22 protein-coding genes and 3 pseudogenes are annotated in these 22,853 nt (G+C 48.4%); 18 read left to right on the forward strand and 7 right to left on the reverse strand.

The window, feature by feature from the left end:
* Positions 1-2 precede the first annotated feature (2 nt).
* The 4 genes from NZD86_RS09145 (at position 3) to NZD86_RS09160 (ending at position 3,678) form a co-directional block, all read left to right on the forward strand.
* Positions 3-1,487 (forward strand): glucosaminidase domain-containing protein, encoded by a 1,485-nt coding sequence (locus tag NZD86_RS09145; RefSeq protein WP_268046215.1) that lies wholly within the window; start codon positions 3-5, stop codon positions 1,485-1,487.
* 27 nt (positions 1,488-1,514) lie between these two features.
* Complete coding sequence (locus NZD86_RS09150) at positions 1,515-2,087, forward strand: hypothetical protein (protein ID WP_268046216.1); 573 nt, start codon at positions 1,515-1,517, stop codon at positions 2,085-2,087.
* Between the two features lie 134 nt (positions 2,088-2,221).
* Complete coding sequence (locus NZD86_RS09155; protein WP_268046217.1) at positions 2,222-3,145, forward strand: DUF6731 family protein; 924 nt, start codon at positions 2,222-2,224, stop codon at positions 3,143-3,145.
* A 32-nt stretch (positions 3,146-3,177) separates the two neighbouring features.
* On the forward strand, positions 3,178-3,678 hold the full coding sequence (locus NZD86_RS09160; protein ID WP_268046218.1) for a hypothetical protein: 501 nt from the start codon (positions 3,178-3,180) through the stop codon (positions 3,676-3,678).
* A 59-nt stretch (positions 3,679-3,737) separates the two neighbouring features.
* Here NZD86_RS09160 and NZD86_RS09165 read toward each other — a convergent pair whose 3' ends face one another.
* Both NZD86_RS09165 and NZD86_RS09170 read right to left on the reverse strand, forming a co-directional pair.
* Positions 3,738-3,989 carry a hypothetical protein gene (locus NZD86_RS09165; protein ID WP_268046219.1) on the reverse strand — a complete coding sequence of 84 codons (252 nt, stop codon included), beginning with the start codon at positions 3,987-3,989 and terminating at the stop codon, positions 3,738-3,740.
* Complete coding sequence (locus NZD86_RS09170) at positions 3,986-4,666, reverse strand: SOS response-associated peptidase (RefSeq protein WP_326492648.1); 681 nt, start codon at positions 4,664-4,666, stop codon at positions 3,986-3,988. The genes NZD86_RS09165 and NZD86_RS09170 overlap by 4 nt, the downstream gene beginning before the upstream one ends.
* Positions 4,667-4,789: 123 nt before the next feature.
* On the opposite strand from NZD86_RS09170, the gene NZD86_RS09175 reads away from it, so the two are divergent.
* Positions 4,790-5,674 (forward strand): ATP-dependent DNA ligase, encoded by an 885-nt coding sequence (locus NZD86_RS09175; protein WP_268046221.1) that lies wholly within the window; start codon positions 4,790-4,792, stop codon positions 5,672-5,674.
* Positions 5,675-5,802: 128 nt separating this feature from the next.
* Here the strand turns inward: NZD86_RS09175 and NZD86_RS09180 are convergent, their stop codons facing one another.
* Both NZD86_RS09180 and NZD86_RS09185 read right to left on the reverse strand, forming a co-directional pair.
* The gene (locus NZD86_RS09180; RefSeq protein ID WP_268046222.1) at positions 5,803-6,111 is read right to left on the reverse strand and encodes a hypothetical protein; all 309 of its coding nucleotides are present in this window, start codon (positions 6,109-6,111) and stop codon (positions 5,803-5,805) included.
* Positions 6,111-6,404 carry a helix-turn-helix transcriptional regulator gene (locus NZD86_RS09185; protein ID WP_268046223.1) on the reverse strand — a complete coding sequence of 98 codons (294 nt, stop codon included), beginning with the start codon at positions 6,402-6,404 and terminating at the stop codon, positions 6,111-6,113. Before NZD86_RS09185 ends, NZD86_RS09180 begins: the two co-directional genes overlap by 1 nt.
* Positions 6,405-6,432: 28 nt before the next feature.
* Here NZD86_RS09185 and NZD86_RS09190 point away from each other — a divergent pair, with 28 nt between their 5' ends.
* From NZD86_RS09190 to NZD86_RS09245, 12 genes are all read left to right on the forward strand, one after another.
* Positions 6,433-6,627 carry a hypothetical protein gene (locus NZD86_RS09190; protein ID WP_268046224.1) on the forward strand — a complete coding sequence of 65 codons (195 nt, stop codon included), beginning with the start codon at positions 6,433-6,435 and terminating at the stop codon, positions 6,625-6,627.
* A gap of 1 nt (position 6,628) precedes the next feature.
* A complete protein-coding gene (locus NZD86_RS09195) occupies positions 6,629-6,772 on the forward strand; it encodes a hypothetical protein (protein ID WP_268046225.1) in 144 nt (47 codons plus the stop codon).
* 2 nt (positions 6,773-6,774) lie between these two features.
* Positions 6,775-7,056, forward strand: coding sequence for a hypothetical protein (locus NZD86_RS09200; RefSeq protein WP_268046226.1), 282 nt, complete (start codon positions 6,775-6,777; stop codon positions 7,054-7,056).
* Positions 7,053-7,418, forward strand: coding sequence for a hypothetical protein (locus tag NZD86_RS09205; protein WP_268046227.1), 366 nt, complete (start codon positions 7,053-7,055; stop codon positions 7,416-7,418). The genes NZD86_RS09200 and NZD86_RS09205 overlap by 4 nt, the downstream gene beginning before the upstream one ends.
* The gene (locus tag NZD86_RS09210) at positions 7,339-8,229 is read left to right on the forward strand and encodes an FtsK/SpoIIIE domain-containing protein (protein WP_268046228.1); all 891 of its coding nucleotides are present in this window, start codon (positions 7,339-7,341) and stop codon (positions 8,227-8,229) included. The genes NZD86_RS09205 and NZD86_RS09210 overlap by 80 nt, the downstream gene beginning before the upstream one ends.
* A 4-nt stretch (positions 8,230-8,233) precedes the next feature.
* Entirely contained in the window at positions 8,234-8,854 is a 621-nt protein-coding gene (locus NZD86_RS09215; RefSeq protein ID WP_268046229.1) for a hypothetical protein, read from the forward strand.
* A gap of 4 nt (positions 8,855-8,858) precedes the next feature.
* Positions 8,859-9,068, forward strand: a complete 210-nt coding sequence (locus tag NZD86_RS09220) for a hypothetical protein (RefSeq protein ID WP_268046230.1) — start codon at positions 8,859-8,861, stop codon at positions 9,066-9,068.
* An 82-nt stretch (positions 9,069-9,150) separates the two neighbouring features.
* On the forward strand, positions 9,151-9,873 hold the full coding sequence (locus tag NZD86_RS09225; protein ID WP_268046231.1) for a hypothetical protein: 723 nt from the start codon (positions 9,151-9,153) through the stop codon (positions 9,871-9,873).
* Positions 9,874-10,389: 516 nt separating this feature from the next.
* Positions 10,390-11,568 carry an MFS transporter gene (locus tag NZD86_RS09230; protein ID WP_268046232.1) on the forward strand — a complete coding sequence of 393 codons (1,179 nt, stop codon included), beginning with the start codon at positions 10,390-10,392 and terminating at the stop codon, positions 11,566-11,568.
* Between the two features lie 257 nt (positions 11,569-11,825).
* Positions 11,826-13,694: a PAS domain-containing protein gene (locus NZD86_RS09235; protein WP_268046233.1), complete on the forward strand. Its 1,869-nt coding sequence runs from the start codon at positions 11,826-11,828 to the stop codon at positions 13,692-13,694.
* A gap of 400 nt (positions 13,695-14,094) precedes the next feature.
* Positions 14,095-14,388 (forward strand): iron-sulfur cluster assembly accessory protein, encoded by a 294-nt coding sequence (locus tag NZD86_RS09240; RefSeq protein WP_268046234.1) that lies wholly within the window; start codon positions 14,095-14,097, stop codon positions 14,386-14,388.
* A gap of 367 nt (positions 14,389-14,755) precedes the next feature.
* Entirely contained in the window at positions 14,756-16,045 is a 1,290-nt protein-coding gene (locus NZD86_RS09245; RefSeq protein ID WP_268046235.1) for an Nramp family divalent metal transporter, read from the forward strand.
* A 558-nt stretch (positions 16,046-16,603) separates the two neighbouring features.
* Here NZD86_RS09245 and NZD86_RS09250 read toward each other — a convergent pair.
* Positions 16,604-18,203, reverse strand: a pseudogene (locus NZD86_RS09250) (IS1634 family transposase).
* 53 nt (positions 18,204-18,256) lie between these two features.
* A pseudogene (locus NZD86_RS09255) lies at positions 18,257-18,478 on the reverse strand (Tn3 family transposase); the annotation flags it as partial.
* Positions 18,479-18,726: 248 nt separating this feature from the next.
* On the opposite strand from NZD86_RS09255, the gene NZD86_RS09260 reads away from it, so the two are divergent.
* Complete coding sequence (locus NZD86_RS09260; RefSeq protein WP_268042741.1) at positions 18,727-19,944, forward strand: IS110 family RNA-guided transposase; 1,218 nt, start codon at positions 18,727-18,729, stop codon at positions 19,942-19,944.
* Positions 19,945-20,045: 101 nt separating this feature from the next.
* On the opposite strand, the pseudogene NZD86_RS09265 reads toward NZD86_RS09260, so the two are convergent.
* Positions 20,046-22,805: pseudogene (locus NZD86_RS09265) on the reverse strand (Tn3 family transposase); the annotation flags it as partial.
* Positions 22,806-22,853: the final 48 nt, after the last annotated feature.

Genomic DNA, 22,853 nt, shown 5'->3' on the forward strand with positions numbered 1-22,853 from the left:
GTTTGACACCTCAACAGTTTATCTCAGCCATCGCCCCGTCGGCGGTGGCTTTTATGCGTGCCCATAAAATCAGTGCGGCGCTCATTATTGCTCAAGGTGCCCTTGAAAGTGGATGGGGTAAGACCGCGCAAGCGATGGGCAACAATCTCTTTGGTATCAAGGCTGACTCGAGTTGGAGTGGACCAATAACGATGCAACAGACCAAAGAGTTTGTCCAGGGTCAATGGCAGACCATCACGGCCAAGTTTCGAGCCTATCCATCTACCCAAGCGTGTCTCGAGGACCATGACGGATTCCTTTTGCAACCGCGATACAGAAACCTCATCGGCGCTGATTATGCGACTGCGTGTCGCTTGATTGGCGCTGTTGATGGATATGCAACCGATCCGAATTACGGATCTCAGTTACTCGAAATCATCAAGGAGTATGACCTAGCCAAGTATGACAAGGAGGCTACACAAGTGACCTACCAATCAGCAAAGGCGAGAGTGAACGGAAAAGATGTTTTGGCAGTCGGAGTAAACGATGTAACTTACCTCATCTGGACCGTAGCGAGAGATACCGGATGTAACTTGACCAAGGTTGCTCCTGGTGATGTCGAGATCGACAGTAAGAAGCCGCCCCAGGTATTCGACGGAAAGAACACCTATGTCGAGTGGTCGGCCATCCCAACAATTGACCCGCATCCGATCAAAGACGCAAATGGCGTGTGGCAGTTCAAAACGAAGGCTTCAACACCTGCACAGCCTACTGCGCCGACGCCTTCCGAACCCGATCCGGTGCCAGTGACTCATGACTATCAGATCGTGGTTACCCAGCCGTCGACCGCAATTGCCGGTAGGTGGGCACTCACCACAATCCAAACGCTCGACAACGGAAAGCCTCTGGGTAATCAAATCATCACTGTGGCCGAGAATGGCGTACAGGTCGCTCGCGACTATACTGACGCGATAGGCGGCTATGAGTGGCAAATCAACGAGACAACGAACAAGACAGACTCCATCACGGTCACGTGGGTTGATCCGGACGGTAAGACGCACACCGTCACAAATTCGACCCAGTTCCAGGTCCCGGCTGTCACGCCTACCCCATTGCCTTCTGATGACTCGATAGTAGTCCAGTTCCCGCTGCTCCCGACGTCTGACGTGTCGAATGCAATCCTGTTTACTGCACAGTCGACGACGGGTGGATCAACAACCTTCCAGCTCGACACAGGCGCATTTGAACTGATGCTGAACGAGGCCGATGCGAAGCTGTTCAACGCTCCGAACCTTGGAGCCACGGCTGTCCAGGGTGTCGGTGGACAGTCACAGGCTTACTACAGTCAAGTTGATGTCGTAATTAACGGCGTGACATTCAAGGGTATCAAGTGTGTTGTGGACCCGGATTTCACGGGCAACTCACTCTTCGGGTACCAGTTCTTCATCGACAACAAGTACGAGCTCCTTGTGAGCCAAAAACACAATACTGTGACCTTTTGCAAGTAAAACAACCATAAAAGAGGAGAGATTTGTATGTTAGCAGGATTTAATTTCAACGACATCTATACAGCAGTGATCGCAATTGCAGGCAGCGGTGTGGTAACCGGATGGATTCATAAAGCATTCGGCCCAAAGGCCGTCGCCACCGAAGAGAAGATTGTCCAGGCAGCCGGTGTGCTAAAACCGGTCATCATTGAGGGAATTCACGAAGTAGAGCACCTGTTGCAGATGCCGGAACTCGCGCCGGTTAAAGCGGAGTTGGATCACGTAAAGGCTGAGTTGCGTAACTCGAAGATTGATGCGGTAGTTCGGGGACTGGCCACGGCATATGGAAAGGGCATTGGTGAGCTCGCTGATGACGAGAAAGCAGTCCTGGTGTTGTACGCACAAACCGAGTTAGCGAAGATCGGCTACACCGTCACACCGGAGGAAATCAATCATGTTATCACAACGAGCAGACAGATTGCGGATGCCTTCGCCGGTTCAGAAGCATACAATCAGACGGTAAAGACAGTAGCCATCAAGAGGCAGCTAGCCGAGGAAGCCAGACAGGCATTAAATTCTCCTACAGATAATGGACAGGCTGCTCAACCAGCCGTATCGTAAACAGTGACCTCCTTGGTCAAACCGGATGCCCCGGTCTTCGGACTGGGGATTTTTGTTTAAACAATCGGAAAATGTCGTTTTATAGCAGGACACCCTTTTCCATTGAAGAATATGTAAGTGGGAGGGTGAAAATATTGGCCAAGGATACGGTTCGCAGACAAGTTAAGTTTGACTACTATAGAGTGGCTCTACGTAAGAGCGGCGACAAGCCCAATGATAAGGATCGGTTGTTTGATCTAAAGCTTTGGATTGCCAAAGCGAAGGCGTTGCCTCTTAAATCGTTAACCAAGGAATACCACCAAGAACAGGCCCGTATGGAAAAAGCCACGTTTTCTAAAACAGATGGGTACTGGTTCTTACATTTTAGCCGTTTGAGAGACACGATGATCCCTTCGTGGGCAACAATATCTACGAATGTTGAGCCGATGGAACTAGAAGAGGACGAATACCTCGGAGAAGAGATAACTGGTCTATATGATGAAACCAATAAAATATTGATGCTCCAAAGAAATCGTAATAGCCTGAGCCCAACAGGCGTAGAAGCGTATCTTAACGCAGTTTGGGATAACCATAAACAACATATTTATCTTCGTCCCATTCTCGCTAAGGACGTTGCCCAGCGCGTGAAGAAGGGTACCGCATTTCGCCGTCTGACTATTAGATTCGCCGATTTAGATTCAACATCCCCAAGCTCTAAATTTAAACGTGCAAAGGAACTTGTGGATGCGTTTCGTGACTACGCTCCCGTGAACGCAGAGGTCACTTTGACCATGGGGAGATCGCGAAATTCATCGCTGAGTTCGGAGACAATAAATGAGGTAATTGACGAAGTTCTTAAGGATCGTGAAGGAAGCGGCATAGTAAAGGCGGAAATTGGTCTGAAAGAATCAGATGATAGTGCAGTAGAGGTTATCGATTTGTTTGAGGAGCGAGCCCAAAGCTCGGTCTACTTTGATGTACCTAAACGTAAGTCATTAGAACACGCTGTAGTTGCGAAAGCCATGGTCAAGTTGTATAACGACTCACGAAAGAGGATTATAGGGTATTTATCCAAATAGAGGTGAGCATGGTGTCCTGGCGCAATCGGGTCATGAGAATATCTGGTTGCTTTGGTGTAAGTGCAATACTTCAATGGATTGGGCTTGAAATCACAACAAAGAATTTAGACAAACTGGTAGACGCATCGCTTAATGTTTCATCGATATTCATCGGGCTGCTCGGCGCTTTACTAGGGATTGTTTTGAGTATTCGGGATGCTGAACTAGTACAGCATGTAATGGGTTCAGACTACAAGTCCGTACTTTTCGGCTATATTTGGGAAGCTATTTCCGCTGGATTTTGTACCATCATTTTTGCGGCTGTACTGTATGTCGTTATGGGTGAAAGTGCTCCGGCGCTATGGTGGTGGAGGATAGTCCTAGGGCTTTGGTCCGGGATGGCAATTTTTATGCTTTTATCAGCATTTTTGTCCGTGCGAGAACTGATGACGATTATCTCAAATGCTCATCTCAAAGTCGCACGTCCAGATAGTGAAGAAATGCAGGAGGATGAAGCAGAAGCACTGCGAAATGAATTGTCGAATGAAATGTAAGTGGGCACTCTAGAGTGCCCTTATTTCTCTCTCACACACTACACCTCATCATATCCCCCTCAGTCAAACACCCGATACACAATCCATGCGTCATCCCACCGATGCTCCAACTCCACCATAGCCATATCCGCCGTCAACACCCGATACATCACTCGCTCACCTTCGCCGCGAATCCAGTCGCCCATTTCACGCCACTGATCGAGGTAGTCCCTTATGCGGTGCTCAATGCCTTTAGCGTCAGTGTAGGATAGCGGTCGCCCTTCATCGTCTATGCGGTTGACGTGGATTGGTCGGTTGACAATGCGGCTCACGCTTCAATCTCTTTCACGCACTCAGGTGTGTCGTTGTTCACGTTCCCGACCATCTTGCTCACCGGATACCAATGCATGTCATCCTCGGGATACGGTTTCAGCACGGCGAGCAAGTCGTCGATATTGGTAACGTACCTATGCAGCCAGAACCGCTCATCCTGGCTACCGCGCAGAATGGCCGGCATCCGTTCATGGATCGACTTCACTCGCATGTTGGCCGGGACAGTGATGATGGTACACGTATTTATTTTGTCTCCTGACGCATCGGCCCAGGTGTCGTAAAAACCAGCGAACGCGAAGACTGGCCGACTCTTCACTTTGATGTAGTGGGGCTGTTTCGTGTTCCTATGCCATTCGAAGTAGCCTGTGGCAGGAATGATGCAGCGCCGACGCTCGACAAGCCGCTTGAACACACCGTTCGTCTTCAGTCCCTCAACGCGCGCGTTGATCGGTTTGACCTTCGGGTTTTCCGCTTCCCATGCTTGTGGTATCAGGCCCCATGAAAGCGGCCCAACTCGACGCTCGTTGTCGTGATCCGCAATGATAGCGGGGATGCGCTGTGATGGCGCGATGTTATAGTGAGGCGGGAAACTGTAACTCGTGTTCGTGATGCCGAAATACTTAAGTACCTGACTCCAATCCTCTGTCATAGCGAAACGTCCGCACATATTGATCATCTCCGATCACATCATACCAGAACGTCTGTTCGGTGCAATATCCAGTAAACCCCTATGTACGATTAGTTTACATAACGTGAAAATGGTATTGGTGATACTATGCTATTCTCTCCAATAAAACCGATGCTTCTGACTATGCGGGCAGAGGCGTTTGATGATCCGAACTATATATTCTCCCCGAAATGGGATGGTTGGAGAATCCAGATACACAAGCAGGGGGAACGCATCGAAGCCTATACGAAGAACGGTCGCAATGTAACGGCCAAGTTCCCAGAACTCGAAGCTGTGACGAGGTCCATTCTTGCCCACGAAGCTATCCTTGATTGCGAAGGCATATGCATCCGCGATGGTCGCTCGATATTCGATGACTTTCAGCACCGCGGTCAACTCTCCGACAAGATGAAGATTGTCAGGGAAGCATCCGCACATCCAGCCACATTTGTTGTTTTCGACATCCTCTACGATGGAGAGGATCTGACCGGGAAACCTTTGTGGTACCGGATGGAACGTCTCGCCGAAATCATTGATCCATCCAACGTCCTGCTGCAGACGGCAACTGTAGAAGTTCAGGGAATTGCGCTCAAGAAGGAAACGGAGAAGCGCGGCTGGGAAGGTATCGTGGCCAAACACCGCGATTCAATCTACAAGCCAGGCACCCGTTCCAATCAGTGGGCGAAGATCAAGAACTGGCAGCAGATCGACACGGTTATTCTCGGTTACAGACGCACACCTCAGTTTGGTCTTATCGTCGGACTGAACTTCCCGACTGTGCAGAATAAGCCCGTAGCCGTAGTGGAGTTTGGGTTCAAACCGGAGGAGAAACGGGCCTTTCTCTCTGTCGCAAAGCAATTACACACTCGTGAAGAGAAGGGAATCCAGTGGATAGAGCCACGCCTATGTTGTCGTGTGCAGTACTTGGAACGTACAGAGCGACATCACTTGCGCATTGTTTCGTTTAAGGGGTTCCTTTTCGATAAACTCCCAGAGGAATGCAAATGGGTAAGTTGAGGATAAACTGCAGAAGCGAGACTAGGCCACCGTTCTTCGGAGCGGTGGCCATTTTCATTGTCATAGTTCCTTCGTAGGACCGATGATAATTGCTTCGTTCTCAATCCTCATGTTCATCCGCCTTGATCCTATAAATAGTATCGACCTGTCTGTTCGTTGTATTGAAGAGTCTCCAGATGAAGAAGGTCAATTACAATAGCGCCATTGTCAATGCCGTCATGAATCAGCTTCTCCTTTAAATCATCAATGATCCATTTCTCCGTGTTGTATGCAATCGGGGTTAAATATCGATGTGTCGACATTGGATGTCGCAATAAATGTTCTGTTTGTGTATCAATATCAATATTTATAGCCTCGTTTATTTCTCCTCTGCGCAACCTAATGATGGGATCATATTGAACGTCGGGCGATAGATAAAGCACATATGCTTGTTTCATTACTCATCCTCCTCCAAAGGCCAAAGTTCATCCACTGTTGTATTCAGTGCCCTAGCGATCTTTTGGGCAACCCTCAATGTTGGTAAATGCCTTCCGGTAACAACCCTGCTAAGTGTATTCGAGTTCAAACCCGCTTTATTGGCTAACCACTCTTGTTTTATTCCGTTGTCTTCGAGAATTTTCTTAAGCCGTGTCTTGTTTTCCATACATACATTTTCTCCAACTTCGTAGGCGTTCCCTCCAACCTCGTAAATAACTTTGTACGTCCATGTATATCCACAAGCCCTCTCCACGTATCGTCAATTAACGACACGATGAAAGGTGAGGCGATATGGAGTACGGATCGAAGAAGCGGCACGTATTTTCAACCTCAATGACCCGACGGAACGCGCTATGTATGAGTTGAGCAAACGAACCAACTTTAGCGGACTGGTGAAACAGTACCTTGCCCGGGAACTGAAGAAGCAGACGAAACCTGTGGAGTCGTCACTTAAGGTCCAGCTAGGAGGTGACTGACATGTCACTGATTATTCCAGCGCTACTGTATGCAATCGGAACTCCGGCAGGATGTGCTGCAATCAGTTCAGTCATAGCAGTGACACCTCATGTCGTTACAGGAGTCATTGCCGGGTTAGTTATTCTGCATTCATTGGGGGAGTGAACGTGGGGTTACGTGAAGATTTGAATACAGCCGGGCAACAATTACACGACACAGGCAGTAGCACAAACATTAAAGACCATCTGATTCTCGGCAACGATGGACATTTATCACAGACGGATATGAATGCCATTCACCAACATTTCGAGGCGATTGTTCAGATCCTTGGGCGTGCTGGCCTAGATAAAGTCCATATGATGCAGTTCTTTGACGGCTTAATACAAAACTGGTGGATCGACGTAAGTGTGCGTGTCGTTCAGACCATCGTGGAGTGGTTACCCATATGAGCGAAACCAAACTTACAGCCGAAAGTTTAGCCGTACATGGACTGTGTGCCTTCATCGCTTACAAAGGTCTGGAGAAGATTTGCGATGCAATGAGTGGCTTTGCCGTAGATGGTAATGGTTACACAGGAGCGCTATTGACGAACGTGTCTGGCTGGATAGGCACAAACGGTTTTGTGACAATATGCTGTGTGCTATGTGCGGTCCCGCTCATCATCAAGTTAGCGGGAACGATTCGGCGTAAGTATACCAAGCATCATAATGAATTTGGAGGTTCTAACTGGTATGACGAATACATCCGTGGGTTGGGGCATCCCGATAGGAAAGACACGATACAACAGGACCGTTTATCACAACATCAATAAAATTCCGCATGCAAAAGTGGCTGGGGCGACCGGTTCAGGTAAGACGGAATTCCTAAAGTACCTGGTGACATATATGTGCATGCGATACTCACCGAACCAGGTGGAATTCATTATTGTCGACCTAAAGAACGGCGTCAGCTTTGCACCTTTCAAATGGTTTCCGCACGTCAGAGGAATCTTCAAGACGGTACGAGAAGCGATGGAAGCAATTGAGGCAGCGCATAAGACGATGGTAGATCGTCTGATCGAAGTGGAGAGATTGCGTGCGGTATTTCGCAAAGAACCGGTGTATCCACGTTTGATCGTTTTGATAGATGAAGGCGGCGAGCTGGCTCCAGCATACGCGATAACGGAGCAAGATAAGGCGATGAGGAAAACCGCTTTAGACTTTCTAGCGAGTGTGGCACGTATTGGTCGGGAACCGCGAGTGAACATCATTTATGGCACGCAGAGACCGGATGCCGACACGTTACCCGTCGCGATCCGTGGTCAATTAGAAGGTGTCTTCTGCTTCCGCACCGAGAACGAACTTGACAGTAAGATCGTCCTTCGACACGAAGGTGCGGAGAAACTTAGATGGATTCCTGGACGGTATCTCTACAAGTCGCCACTCGTAAAACACGACATTGAGATCCAGTCACCGTATGTCCCACAGAAGGTCCTTAGACGCCTTATCGAGCCGCTAATTCCCGTGAATACGTTCTACGACATACCTCGTGACGAGGTGAGGTTCAAAGACGAGCAGATGGACCCGGGTGATGACGGCATCGGCTTGGACAATGTGATTAGGATAGGTGATTGGGGTAGGTAGACAAGTGCCAACTTTCTTTAATGGTACTCTTCTGTATTTTTCCGTTGCCTTGGCGGCATGCGCTCGGTTGTTCACGTCGAAGCAGCTTGCGACCCATGCACTTTTACGTGATCGAACACAACCAGTGATGCGAGCTCAACAGTTCTTATGGTCACACCCAGAAACGTTCGAGAAGACGAAAGGGGCCGGAGATGAACCATGGTTATGGCGGCTTACAAAAGAAGCAAAACGAAGGTATGGATTCGACTTCAAAAGTATCTCTGGAGACACGCAACGACGACAACATTGGTTAGGTATTGGTGACCTGTGGCTTGCCTTGACGTATGCCAGGGGCCGACCAACTGAATGGATAGCAGAACCACGTGGTCAGTTCGACGTCATGCTCGAATGGCAAAAGAAAAAGGCCGTCGTCGAGTATCAACGAACAGCCATTACCACCAAGCAGTGGGCGGCAAAGTGGGAGCGAAGGCGGTTGTGGTACAAAGAGCAAAAGTTTACTGACCCCATTCACGTGATCCTTATTGTTACCAACGGGCAAACAGATAAAACCATCCAGGCCCCAAAAGGAACAATCGTATGCCGAGATGTGAAAGACGTTCCACGTGCACTTATGAGAGTGAGGTGATCTTATGCTCGAGAAACAATTTGCCGACTTTCTTACCGCGCAGATGAAATCGAAAGTGGAATTATTGGAACGTGAAACAGATCATGCTGCAGCGAAAGAATTACGGCTATATGTAGAACAACTTGGGGGTCTGTTTCAGACCTTACTGCATGAGCGATCAACCGTTACCACGCGTATGAGGCGAACGAAGAATACACCACATCCACAAGAATAGTAAACACGCGATGGATACAACTTCATTTACAAGGATATTTGTCCATAGGCATGGAATACAAACAGCTAGGAGGGTGATTATTTTGAAGTTTTTAAAATTTGCTAAAGGTATTCCGACTCACATCGCAGCATTTCTTGCCGGCGGTATTTTGTTCGGCGGTAGTGTATTCGCGGCCACCAACGTAATCCAGGCGCAAAAAGGTGACAGCGTATTTACACTGAATGGTCAAACACTGGGCCATGCTCCTAAGCTCGCGGCTGATGGAACGACCTACGTACAGTTGTATGCCTTTCAACAAATATTAAAGAAGGCCGGTATCCAATCTTCTTGGGATGGTTCTCAAAGCACGGGGGTGTTTGCAATGACAGTTCCAAGTCAATCGACACCACCTCAAACACCACCAGCGCAAACTTCATCTTCGACGAATGGCACAGGGAATGATGCTTCGAGTCAGGATCTGCAATCAAAGTTCGGGACTATTACAATTGATGGAACAGATCTTCATTTCACATATTCGTCATTTACTGTACCAGGAAGTAGCGATAACCACTTATACTCCACGATTGATTCGTCTGGGTATAGCGCATGGCTCAATCTTTTAGTCTCCGGGAAACAGGCGGATATAAAGCAAGCACTTCAGCCACTGGCTAACGCCCTTGGAAATGAGTTTTTCACTGCTGAATACAGCGGCACGTACGATTTTATTCCATCGACCTATGATGAAATATCAGTAACGCCGGACGGGAAATTTCTTGCGACCAATACCCTATTCACAATTTCAAACGGAGTGATAACGATCGGTTAAATGGATTGGATAGTTATTTGGGTTACAATCTGCGGAAGAAAGAAAGTCGACACCTTAATCGGTGGAATCAAAGATCACGACCATGGAGATCGAAATTTTCTACGACAGTGACGATGTTAAAAGAAGTATCCGCATTTCGTAAACAGCTTACCTAGAAACGACATCAATACGTCGTTCAATCTGAGAGCAGAGCCGATTTAGGTTACTGCTCTTTTTGGTTGGTGGGTGTGACTGGGGTATCAAGCATTTGCATCGATATTCTGGCTTGCATTCCTCTGGTAGAAGCGAGTCAGTACCCTTTTCTATACAAACATAGGTAATACACTCTTATAATGGGCAGAAATGCCCATTTTTTGTTGACCTGTCGCATGCTGCGGGAAAGATGTGCCCGAGGGATTGGTTTCGTCCGTGTTGTGCGGTTCGACGGAAACATTGCGGGGGAAACTGACGGTTGTACTATCTGTTTAGACTTTCGTCCTGTTTGGTCCTATAGTACTTACGAAAGGAACTGAGAAGATGGAGTACATAGAGAAAAAGGACCAAGAATATCGTCGCGTGTTAATTTGTATGTTGCTTGGTAGTATTGTGACGTTTGCTGACTTGTACGCACCGCAGCCATTAATTAATGTTTTTTCAAAGCTTTACAGGGTGTCCCCTGCAACGGCGAGCGCTTCAATTTCGTTTCCAACACTCGCCCTCGCTGCGAGTCTGCTCTTCATCCCCTTGCTGTCTCGACGAGTGGGCCGAAAGCGAATCATGGGACTTTCATTGTTCGCTACGTCTGTTCTGGCCATGCTCTCCGCTTTTAGTCCAAATTTCGGTTTTTTCCTGATCGTACGCTTGCTTGAAGGGATTAGTGTGTCGGGCTTTCCTGCCATTGCGATCGCTTATCTAAACGAGGAAATTTCACCCGCCAGCATCGGTGGTACAATGGGCGCCTATGTAGCTGGTACTGCCGTTGGGGGATTTATTGGCCGGGTAGCAATTGGGCCGTTAACTGACTGGGTTTCGTGGCCGTTCGCATTTTTTACACTAGGATTTGTCTGTTTTTTATGCAGTTTATGGTTTTGGTTTTCGCTTCCCCGTCCACGTAACTTCCAACCTGCCAAAATGCCGTTTGTTGATTGGGTGAAAACACTTGCCGTAGGGCTCCGAAGTAAACGATTGTTTCCTTTATACTGCATGGGATTTTTGCTCATGGGTGCTTACATCATGCTGTTTAATTACATCGGATATCCATTAACCGAGCGGCCTTATTATATGAGTCAAACTGTGCTTGGATTTTTATTCGTTGTAAATTTGGTGGGTACCTGGAGTTCCACGATGTTTGGTAGACTGGCGGATCATCATTCCAGGCGAAAACTCATGGGCGTGGCTTGTATGATTTTTGTCTTGGGTGCCCTCCTTACACTGATTCCAAGCGTGTGGATCAAAATCCTAGGCATCGCTGTGCTTGCCTTCGGCTTTTTTGCTGGACATACTACCGCTAGCGGATGGGTAGGCGTGGCTGCGCTTGCCAATCGGAAAGCTACTGCATCTTCACTTTACCTGCTGTTCTATTATTTAGGTTCCTCCATCATTGGATGGGCCGGGGGATTTTTATGGATCAACTTCCACTGGATTGGTATCGTCGGTTCGATATGCTTTTTGATGCTCATATGCTACGGGTTGGCCCTGTTTCATGGGGAAGAGTGAGAACAACAGTACCCACAAGCTAGATTTCATTGGAACCCCCAGTTAGAGAGGGTTATACGCTCTGGTGTCGAATGTTGACGAATATGATCGATGGTTCAGGTTCGAAGTCGCCATAAGTGTTGTATGTATCTGACAATACCGGGCCTTGAATGCTTGTTCAATGCTCGGATAAACCGACTGTGGCCTGAATATATAATGGAAAGCAGTTGGAGATATCGGGCGAACAAAGGCTGTCTTGTGGAACTGGGGTGGAATGAATGAAAAAACCCATCAATGTAAAAGGCTCTTTGCTGCGTAAGCACCTGTCTAGTTACGATGCCTACAGGTCAGTTTTTGATAACCACCCCGATATTGTCTGTGTCGTGGATGACCAAGGTTACTTTCAGGACTGCAACAGCGCAACGTACAAGCTCCTTGGCTACGCCAGAATGGAGTTTCTCGGGAAGCGAATTGGTGACTTTGCGGTAGAGTCGGAGCGTAAGAGTGTTGTGGGTGCATTCAAACAGGCTTTACTGGGTGAACCACAACAGTTGGAGGTTTTGTGCCACAGTAAGTCTGGAGATAAACTTTACCTTGCTTTAACGCTTGTACCTGCTTTGATTGAGGGACAAGTAGTCGGTGTATACGAATTTGGAAAGAACATCTCTGAAAGGATCGAAATCCAACATGAGCTCATTCGGAACGAAGTCAGGATGCGCCATGCTCAAGATATAGCGAATTTTGGCATCTGGGAGTACGATCTCATAACCAAACAAGCTGAGTCATCCGAGCATCTCCAGAAAATGTTTGGATTCGACCATCCCACTAATAACCCTGAAGATTTCTACGATCGCGTTCATCGAGATGACATTGATCATGTAACGAGAATTAACAAAGACACAGACCTGCCGGATGACTCACTGACAGAGATGCGTATCGTCCGCCCGGACGGTGAAATCCGGACACTCTTGAGCCACTGGAAACGGTTCTCGAGTAAGAACGGAATCCCATCCAAAGTTTACGGTGTGTTTCAGGATGTGACAGAGAGAAAGAAAGTCGAAGAGGAATTGCGGCAAAGTCGCGAACGACTTGCAGAGGCACAGTCCATCGCCCATTTGGGGGACTGGTCGTGGAATGTCACATCCAATGAACTTAAGTTTTCGGTTGAATCAGGGTCTATTCTCGGGCTAGACCACGTGCCAGTGGCGATGAGCCTAGATATGTGGTTAAGTTTGGTTCATCCTGACGACAGAGAAGCCACCAGAGCCGCTCTGCAACAATTGCATGAGGACGGGTACCTTCGATTTCATGAATGTCGCCTCATCCGCCCCGATAAGACAGAGCGATATGTGTCTATTCACGGCTATTCGAAATGCGACGAACATGGGCGGGTGATAGAAGTGATAGGAACCGTTCAGGACGTAACCGCAAAGAAGCGAACGGACGAGATCATTCGTAACTCAGACAAACTTTTAATTATTGGTGAACTTGCAGCTGGAATAGCACACGAAATCCGAAATCCACTGACAACTTTAAAAGGGTTTCTGCAACTGCTGGTTGCCAAGGAGACCGATACAAAACAAAGGTTAGAATACTATCGCGTAATGGAAGACGCACTAAACCACATTGAGTTTGTGGCAGGCGAAATGCTCGTGTTAGCGAAGCCTCAGGTTACACATGTCGTTGAGCACGATGTGATGACGATACTCCGTGAAGTGGTCAATCTTTTAAGTGCCGAGGCCCTTTTGAAAAGTGTAGAAATAAATATCCAGACTTTGGACGAGCCTGCGGTCATTTTGTGTGACAAAAATCAAATCAAGCAAGTGTTCATCAATATCATCAAAAACGCGATCGAGGCTATGTCTACTGGCGGCCTCCTGAAAATTATGAGTCAACAGATGAACGACCATGTTGAGATTCACATTCAAGACAATGGGCTTGGTATCGAAAGTGATCGTATACCGAAACTATTCGAGCCGTTTTACACTACGAAGGAAAAAGGTACAGGGCTTGGTTTGATGATCAGCCAAAAAATCCTGAGGGATCACAACTCGACTATCTCCATTGTCAGCGAACCGGGCCAGGGGACCACAGCCATCGTATCGATCCCCTTGCAGAGAGGAACAAGTTCGACTTGTCCCGCATAATTTATGTGTCATATGCACGGTTCATTGAACCGTGCCATCATCAGAGGCATAATGAACTCGTACTTTAAGCAAACCCAATTACCCACATTTACCTCGTATCGTGTTTAGTCGATACGAGGATTTTTTTACGCTGTGTACAACAGGAGATGTGGTCGTTTCTTCCAGGACAAAAAATTCCCCGGCAGCCGAAGCTGACGGGGTAGAGGAATAGGGGTAAAAGGGTTTGCAGGACAAGTGTAGCACACATAGTATCGAACTTCTTCGGCCTTTTGCGCTAAACGCTATTCATCATAAAATTGTCCTTGGAAAGCGGTTCCGTAAGATTGGTAAAAATATATCTGGTTTTGATTAGTTCACGCAATGATATAATTAGGTTCAAAAAAATAAGGAGTTAACCATTTTGAACTTTAAAATCACACAGTCCGCATCGGATCAAGTCAAACTTATGCTCGCTCAGGAAACGGATAAATCACTGAGACTACGGGTGTTCGTTACTCATGCACATGGCGATCACGCTCACTATGGGTTTGGTTTCGACCAGCCCACAGAGGGGGATGAGGTCGTAAAAACCGATACGGGATTGGAAGTTATCCTGCAGAAGAATAATGATTTCTTGAATAATCTAGAACTCGACTATGACTTACAAACTGGGGACTGGACTGTCTCGCAGTCTGGTCACAAACATCATCACTGACATGGTCCCGGGTCTACTGTACTGAACGTGGCTAATGGTGGTCTTACTGTACACTTCTGTAATGGACACTAAGTCTGGGGTGGGGTCCACCATCCCACCCCAGCCACATCTGGTCGCTAGAAGTTGTCGTAAGGCTCTGGAAATCCCCAACACCCCCATACCTCTCGCCATCCTGATCTGTTGCTTTCGACGGAATGTTTCCTCGAGGAAACATTCTTTCTTCACAACAAAAAAACTGTAAACATTTAGCCCGAACTGCTGTATAATGACGGTGTAAAAGTTTCCTTAGACTAAAAGTGTTTCTCAAATACAAAAGATTGTCCTTCATACCGATAAATTGAACGCTATGGAAAAGGTGGGATGGTAAGTGACCGTCGTAACGCAACACATTGAACGGGATAGCAAAGCAGTTGCTGCAGCTCGAGCAGCACTTTCACAAAAAAAGAGAGGCATTCGAGCGTTGTTACCTTTTGTTGGCCCTGCTTTTATTGCTGCAATTGCCTACGTAGATCCGGGTAATTACGCAACGAACATTCAGAGTGGTTCTGAATTTGGATATAAATTGCTTTGGGTCGTTGTCTTAGCGAACTTGATGGCCATGCTGATTCAGAACATGTCGGCAAAACTTGGGATCGCGACGGGGCGGAGCCTTCCGGAGATGTGTAGACAATACTTCCCGACATGGCTTTCCTATATCATGTGGGGTTTTTCGGAAGTTGCAGCCATGGCAACCGATATTGCGGAATTTCTGGGGGCAACCCTCGGATTGAATTTACTGTTTCATATTCCCATGCTTCTCGCTACGGTTCTGACTGGAATTACAACGTACCTCATTCTCACACTGGAACGATTCGGGTTTAGACCATTAGAGAAGTTTATTGCATCGTTTGTCATCGTCATTGCCCTTTGCTATATCGTTGAGACCGTCTTGGCAAAACCGCAGTTGAGTCAAATTGTATATCATAGTGTCGTCCCATGGATGGGGAATAAAGATGCATTGTTACTGGCAGTCGGTGTTATTGGAGCCACGGTCATGCCGCATGCAGTTTACCTGCACTCAGGGCTAACACAAAACCGCGTCACTCCACGAAATGACAGTGAAAAGCGTAAAATTGCGCGGTTTAACACAAAGGAAGTTATCGTCGCCATGGTGCTCGCGGGGTTCGTGAATCTATCCATGATGTTCATGGCGGCATCCGCATTCCATGGTACGGGGCACACACAGATTGCCGATATCTCAACAGCATATAAAACTCTGACGCCACTGCTTGGTTCAGCGTCAGCTGCCGTGTTTCTGGTATCTTTGTTGGCCTCTGGAATCTCGAGTTCAGCAGTCGGTACGATGGCGGGACAAGTCATCATGCAGGGCTTTGTGGGATTCACAATCCCTGTGTGGGTGCGCCGTGTGATCACCATGCTGCCCACATTCATCATTGTGGCGCTAGGCGTCGATCCGACGCAGACACTCGTGATTAGCCAGGTGGTACTTAGTCTCGTCCTCCCAATGCCCGTCATTGCATTAGTGTACTTCACACGGCGCAAAGATATCATGGGGGTCTTAGTGAACAAAAAATCGGTGACTGTCTTAGCCACAATTTGCACAGTGGTCATTGTGACGCTCAATTTAATACTTCTCTATCTATCGTTTTTCGGATGATGTTGATGTCAAGGTGACGAAAAAAAGGCAAGTGTAACTGTCCTCGTCACACTAGCCTGTGGGCGGGCTGCTCCAAGTAGCGGATTATCGTCAGGTACCATCGGATTGAATCACTTCACACTAAGGGCCGATCCCGTTGTTGCGGGGCGGCTTTTTATTGTGGCAGCTCTGTAGTTTTTTGGTCAGCAAACGAATTGTTACTATCAGTTAAGCATTCCCGTCGAGAAATAGGTCTGCATAATCACACCATGCTTGCCACCATGCACGACAAACCTTCGTTGTTGTACGGACGATCAGTTTCATAAGTCGTCACTCCAAGAGTTGTTGGTGTCAACAATTTTTCCCCGATTTTGGTGCCTGTATTCGAATGCTTTTAAGATATGTATTTCAATAGGATATTTCTTCCTGATTAAGAATGCATCTATCAGCATGCGGGAACGGTCAACGTCTCAAGCGAGATCAGACGTGGACTCGGCTTCGACAGCTGTAGATATACGAAATCCCGAAACCCGCTGGTGCGTCTAGGGTTTCGGGATTGTGGATAACTTCGTGTGGTGCCTACAGCATTTCTGTGGATATCTCTGCGAATAGCGGTGGATGCTCGTAACCGAGCGCTTTCAGGATTTGTGCCTGCTCCGGGGTTACTTCGGTTCGCTGCCGGACTCTTCCGCTACCAGCCTTGTAGGTTATAAGGTGCATCTCGTTCATGACAGAACGAATCTCTCTCCATGTACGACAGGTCCGGTTCTCTGCTACCCGAACCAAGAGTAACGAGAGCCAACACAGCAGCACATGTGCCCGAATTCGCTCATTCTTCCGGTGGTACATTGGGCGCAATTCCATGGTCTGTTTCAGGGAACGAAATGCTGCTTCAACCTGCCACAGTTGCTTGTATCCAAGGGCCACATCCTCCGCGGACAGCGTGTCGTCTGAGGTCCGAATCAGGTACTTTCCATCCAGTCGTTCCATCGCCTTAACCGCCTGTTGGTCAATCGCGAGATTGCCACGTTTGTCCGACTTCAAGTAACGCTTGAAGGTCGGGTGACTCTGTAAACGACAATGTGCCTTGGTGTGCGCATCGCTGTCCAACTCCTTCAGTCGCGCGAGCTCGGCTTCTAGGGCCTTGAGATGTGCCTCGCGCCGAAACTCGTCTCTGCGTGCTTCATCTGGGTTTCGAACGAGCACGTATCGAACCCGCGCCTCACCGTCTCCCACGACGATTTCCTTTATCTCGAGGTTATCTCGTACGGTCTTGAATCGCCCAGGACGAGACAGGGCATCTTCGACCTTCTGCTTGCCAGCGGTCATCTTCTCTCCAGCAATGTAATGCCCGCCGGTTTTCTGAAGCTCACGTAAATTGTCCTCCGAGCTGAACCCACGGTCGACGACCGTAACGACGCGTCCGAGACGCCATCCAATGAGATCCTTCTTCACTTGGAATGACGGTCATGTCTGACGTGTTCCCAGGCCATACCCAACACCGCACAGGGATACCATCTCGGGTTACTGCAAAGCCAATCACGACCTGTGGTAAATCAGGCCGGTGGTCCTTGGAGTAACCGGGTTGTTTCAGACTGTCTTCTTCCGGCTCGTCATCCATTTCAAAATAACTCGACGTCGTGTCAAAGAACAGTAAGTCGACCTCGAGGTTTAATAGGTCTGCGACCGTTTCGAACACTTCTCGCTGGATGTCTACATCTGATTCAATCAGGAAATCCATTGCACGGTATCCTTGATGGACTTCAAAGTTCTCAACACCTGGCAGTGCGACATCTCGCTTCACCCAGTCCTCCATGCCAAGCTTGCTCGAAGGGTCCAAGGCTCGATTGGCGACCATGGCAAAGATGGCACGCTCAATCGGGGCTTCATACTTACGCTGTACCAGTCGCTTGGATATAGCTTGACCCACGCCAAGCTCCTGCCACAGCGAGTCGACGATAGAAGCGGTACCAAACGTCTTGCTATCGAGCAGACTGAGCTGCACGCTGTCCTTGGGCTCCGTATCAACTGGTGAATCCCCAAGGAACCGCGATATGCTCGCGGCAAGTCTCTTTAGACCATCCATGTCCACTTCATCTTCACGCCCGAAGTGGTAGAGGACTTTCGCTTGGGGATTGCCGGTCTTGGGATTGCGTTCATTATGGGGTAGGGCCGACATTTTAACGAAAACATACGCTAAGACATTTATTGGAATGAGAATTCGGAGTTTCTTTACTCTAAGGTGTTCGTGTTTTGACTACGAAGTGGGCGCAGAGAATCTAAATCTCTCGGCTGGCTTAGGCTGAATGTGTATTCGCCTAGGAAATTAATGTGCTCCCACCCTAGCGGGGAAATGTGATTCAAGAGTTCCTCCTGGAATCCACCCTGCGCCCTTTTGAATTCCGTCGCCTTAGTCAGGTAAACTGTATTCCACACGCTGATTGCATTGATTAGACTCCCATGCCGCCGGGGCGGCACCAGCAGAAGGATGAAAATGCCTTTGTGTTGAATGATTTTTTGGTGGCTGGCGAAGGCAGGTCGTCACTCCTTGGTGCCTCGAGCCCGCTGATTAGACTGACTACGACGACCAGGTGCACCACAGAATGTCGCTCTCCTCCTCGGAGAAGCACGCAGGATAGAATGATCCGTTATGGTCGTTGCACCAGCCCTTCAATATTACCAGTCCATCAGGAAGGATTGGCATGGATGTCGTATACGAACGTTGTTGCGGCCTCGATGTGCACAAGAAGACGGTGGTCGCCTGTGTGCTGACGCCGGAGGCCAAGGAGATTCGCACGTTCTCCACGATGACGGAGGATCTCCTGGAGATGGTTGACTGGTTAGGACAACATGAATGCACGCATGTTGCTATGGAAAGCACAGCTTCATTCTGGAAGCCAATCTACAACCTTCTGGAGTCGGCGGACTGTCAAGTGCTTGTGGTGAACGCCAAGCACATGAAGAACGTTCCGGGCCGTAAGACCGATGTGAAGGATGCCGAATGGATCGCCGGATTGCTCCGCCACGGGCTGTTGCAAGCCAGTTACATCCCCAACCGTGAACAACGGGAACTACGAGAACTCATTCGCTATCGCCGAAGTCTCATTGACGAGCGGGCAAGAGAGGTGAATCGGGTTCAAAAGGTGTTGGAAGGTGCCAACATCAAGCTTTCTGCAGTGGCCAGCAATACACTTGGCAAATCTGGGCGGGCGATGTTGGAAGCAATGATCCACGGAGAAGAAGACCCGGAGGTATTGTCAGGGTTAGCCAAAGGCCGGATGAAGGCGAAGAAGGCCGATTTGCACAAGGCACTGAATGGGCTTATGGGCTCCCACCAACGAATGATGCTGGCAGCCCAATTACGTCACATCGATTACTTGGATGAAGAGATTGCCCGGCTGGATGAAGAAGTCAAGGAGCGCATGCTCCCTTTTGAAGAAGACCTGGAGCTAGTGGACACCATCCCCGGTGTCGGTCGACGAACAGCAGAACAAATTCTGGCTGAAATTGGGACAGACATGACCCAATTTCCGTCTGCTGCCCATTTATGCTCTTGGGCAGGACTGGCTCCAGGGAACAATGAAAGCGCCGGGAAACGAAAGTCGGGGAAAACACGCAAAGGGAATCAAAAACTCAGAGCAGCGCTGGTGGAAGCAGCACGCGCAGCGGCGAGAACGAAGCAGACTTATCTCTCTGCCCAGTACCATCGAATTGCAGCTCGAAGAGGCAAAAACCGTGCAGCAGTTGCAGTGGCCCACAGCATCTTAACCATCGTGTATTACGTGTTACAGCGACGTCAGCCTTATATTGAACTCGGCCCAACATATTACGAAGCACGCAAGAAAGACGCAGTCGTAAAGCAGGCGATCCGGAAGTTGCAATCACTCGGGTTGGAGGTCACCGTAAAACCTGTTGCATAAATGATCTCCAGACATCACAGAGTTCCTTTTAAAACCCATCTTGTGGTGGGCTTATTTCAGTATGTCGTTTTACCCTGGTCATCGCTCAATTATTTTCAGGATAGAATATTGAGCGCACTAGCCCGTTGGAGCTGGCTTTGAAGTGCACGATCACGAAGTTCCCCATGCTTGCCAAAGAATATCGCTCTGGCTAAAGCGTTCATCGCCTCTCCCTTATTCAACCCCCGATTGATTTTACGGCGTAAGGTCTCGCTCGAAATGTAATCTAATATGAAAATAGTCTTTTCGATCCGACCCATTTCTCGAAGAGCTGTGGCTAGGCGATTCTGTCGTGCGTAAGAGCCGAGTTTCCCCATCATGAGTGAAGCAGAGACCGTACCCTCTCGAATGGAATACGCCAACCGCAGGACATCATCAAAGTTGTCTCGTATGACCTTTGCATTGACTTGGCCACGAAGCAAAGTCTCCAGTTTTGGGAAGTCAGTCGGTTTACCGAAGGTGAAAAGCTTAGAGTCTGATAAATCTCGGAGTCGAGGCGCAAAACGGAAACCAAGAAGGTGGGTTAAGCCAAACACCTGATCTGTGTAACCGGCGGTATCGGTGTAGTGTTCTTCAATGATCAAATCCGTTTCGTGGTGTAGCAGGCCATCAATGACATGCACGGCATCCCTTGCGTTTGTGTTGATGACCTTGGTATAGAAGCTTGAAAACTGGTCACTGACGAAACGGTAAATGGTCGCGCCCTTTCCATGGCCGTAATGAGGATTGGCGTCTGCATGAAGCGCTGAGACACCTATCGGCACACGCATACCGTCTGATGATGACGTGGTTCCGTCGCCCCAATAGGACGACAGAGCCAAGCGATGATGGAAGTTCACTAGTACAGCTTGGGCTTTATTCATTGCGTCTTCGTAAAGGCGCCACTGCGCCACATTTGCCAACTGCCGATATGAAACACCCGGTGTGGATTCGGCCATCTTTGTGAGTCCCACGTTTGTTCCCATTGCCATGAGGGTGGCCATCACAACGATGGTTTCCTCTTCGTTCGGCATACGGTTGGTGGAAGCATGAACAAACTGTTCGTGAAATCCAGTCCAACGGGCTACATCCATGAGGAGATCGGTGAGTTTGATGCGTGGCAGCAACTCGTACAACGACACACTGAAGTCTCTGGCTTCATCCGGAACGTCCTTTTCTAACCGATCAATGTGAAGTTTCCCACTCTCCAAATTGACGGATTCCAAAGCCTCAACGTTGGACGATAGCCAATCCAAGCGTTTCCGGAGTGATTCCATCCGTTCTTCCAAATATGCCTCAACCGACGTGTCGACTGCTAGTGGAACATGGCTTGGTTTAATCTGCTCCCAATCTTCTCTGGAAACGAGGTATTCATCGAAGTCCTTATGCTGGCGGCTTCCAACAATGGACACATCACCGGATCGAATATAGTTTCGCAGTTCCGTGAGGACCGCCATCTCGTAATAATGACGGTTAATGCTTCCGTCATCGTCATAGACATGCCTCTGCCAGCGATTCGACACAAATTCAAGGGGGGCGCCTTCCGGGACCTTGCGTTTACCGGATTCATTCATGTCCCGGATGATGTCAACCGCTCTCATCAGGGATTCTGCAGACCTGGTTGAACGAAATTCCAGTGACTTCAGGAACGTTGGGGTGTACTTCCGGAGTGTGTAGAACTTCTTCTCCAGCAAGTCTAAGTAATCGTAATCAACAGGGCGTGCAAGGCTTTTTGCTTCTTCCACGGATGCAACCAGTTTGTCCCAAGGCATGACGGCTTCTAGCGCGACGAAGGGATCTATCCCTTCATTTCGAGCCTTTATAAGTGCATCTCCCATACTGGCGAAATGAACGACTTTTTCGTTGATAGACTTTCCGTTTTGCTTCTGAATTTCCTCCTGGGCCTTTCGCCCTTTCGATAAAAGGGACATGATCTGCCTATCGTGTATCTCGAATGCTTGATCCGTTAAATCCTGAATCAAGTCGAGTAGGTAAGCCACGAGAATAGCGTATTTCTTGGGGTCATTAAATCGCCGAAATGATCGAGGCTCGTATCGTGATCCGATTTTAGACAGCTGTCTGGGTCTGTTTGGATGAATCCCATGGGTATCAACTTGGAGTTTGAGTGCTCGGATATATTCAAGCCTTTCAACAACCTTCAGAAACGATTCTGGAGAGGACTGGCCTGGGACCTCTTTTAGCCAACCCAAATACGTTTTATTGGTACCAGGCATCAACGATAGTAAGCTATCCAGACTGTGCAGTTGACTGTCTGTCAACGAAGCGCCGAGCACCTTGAAAATTCTATCCTCCGTTCGTTTCCGTGCCTCCCATACGGTCCTTTCGATTGTTGCCATCGCAGGTAGAATCACTTTACGTTTACGCAGTTCATCTAAGCCGATCTGAATGAGATGTAGCGGGCTACCATTGATCATGGCATGTTCAGTCAAAACTTTTGAGAGCCAACGATATTCGCCGAGCGTAAAGGGGGAGAATCCATACTCCCGACGAATTTCTTCCAAGTGTTCGTATCTTGTTGCCTCTCTTTGCGAGTAACCCTGGAATTCAGAGACATTTACCTGAAGTTGTTTGGCCACATAGCTCAGGACACGTTCAGGTATTTCCTGTACATCGAACAGAGTCCAGCCCAGATACCGCAGTACACACAATTGGATAGCGAACCCAAGACGGTTGTAGTCTCTGCGGTGACGTCGAATCACTTCGATGTCGTGAGACGTAAATGTAAAGTATGTCCCTAGCGTCCATTCATCAATGTCGTTGGGGATCTCCATGTATTTCAATCGTTCTTCTGGGGTTAGTAACTCTCTGACTCGGGTATACATCTGAAACTCCCCTATGAAAATTGGTAAAAGTGATATCCGCCGAATCAT

Origin of the sequence: Alicyclobacillus dauci, from assembly GCF_026651605.1 — a bacterium.
Lineage (GTDB): Bacteria > Bacillota > Bacilli > Alicyclobacillales > Alicyclobacillaceae > Alicyclobacillus > Alicyclobacillus dauci.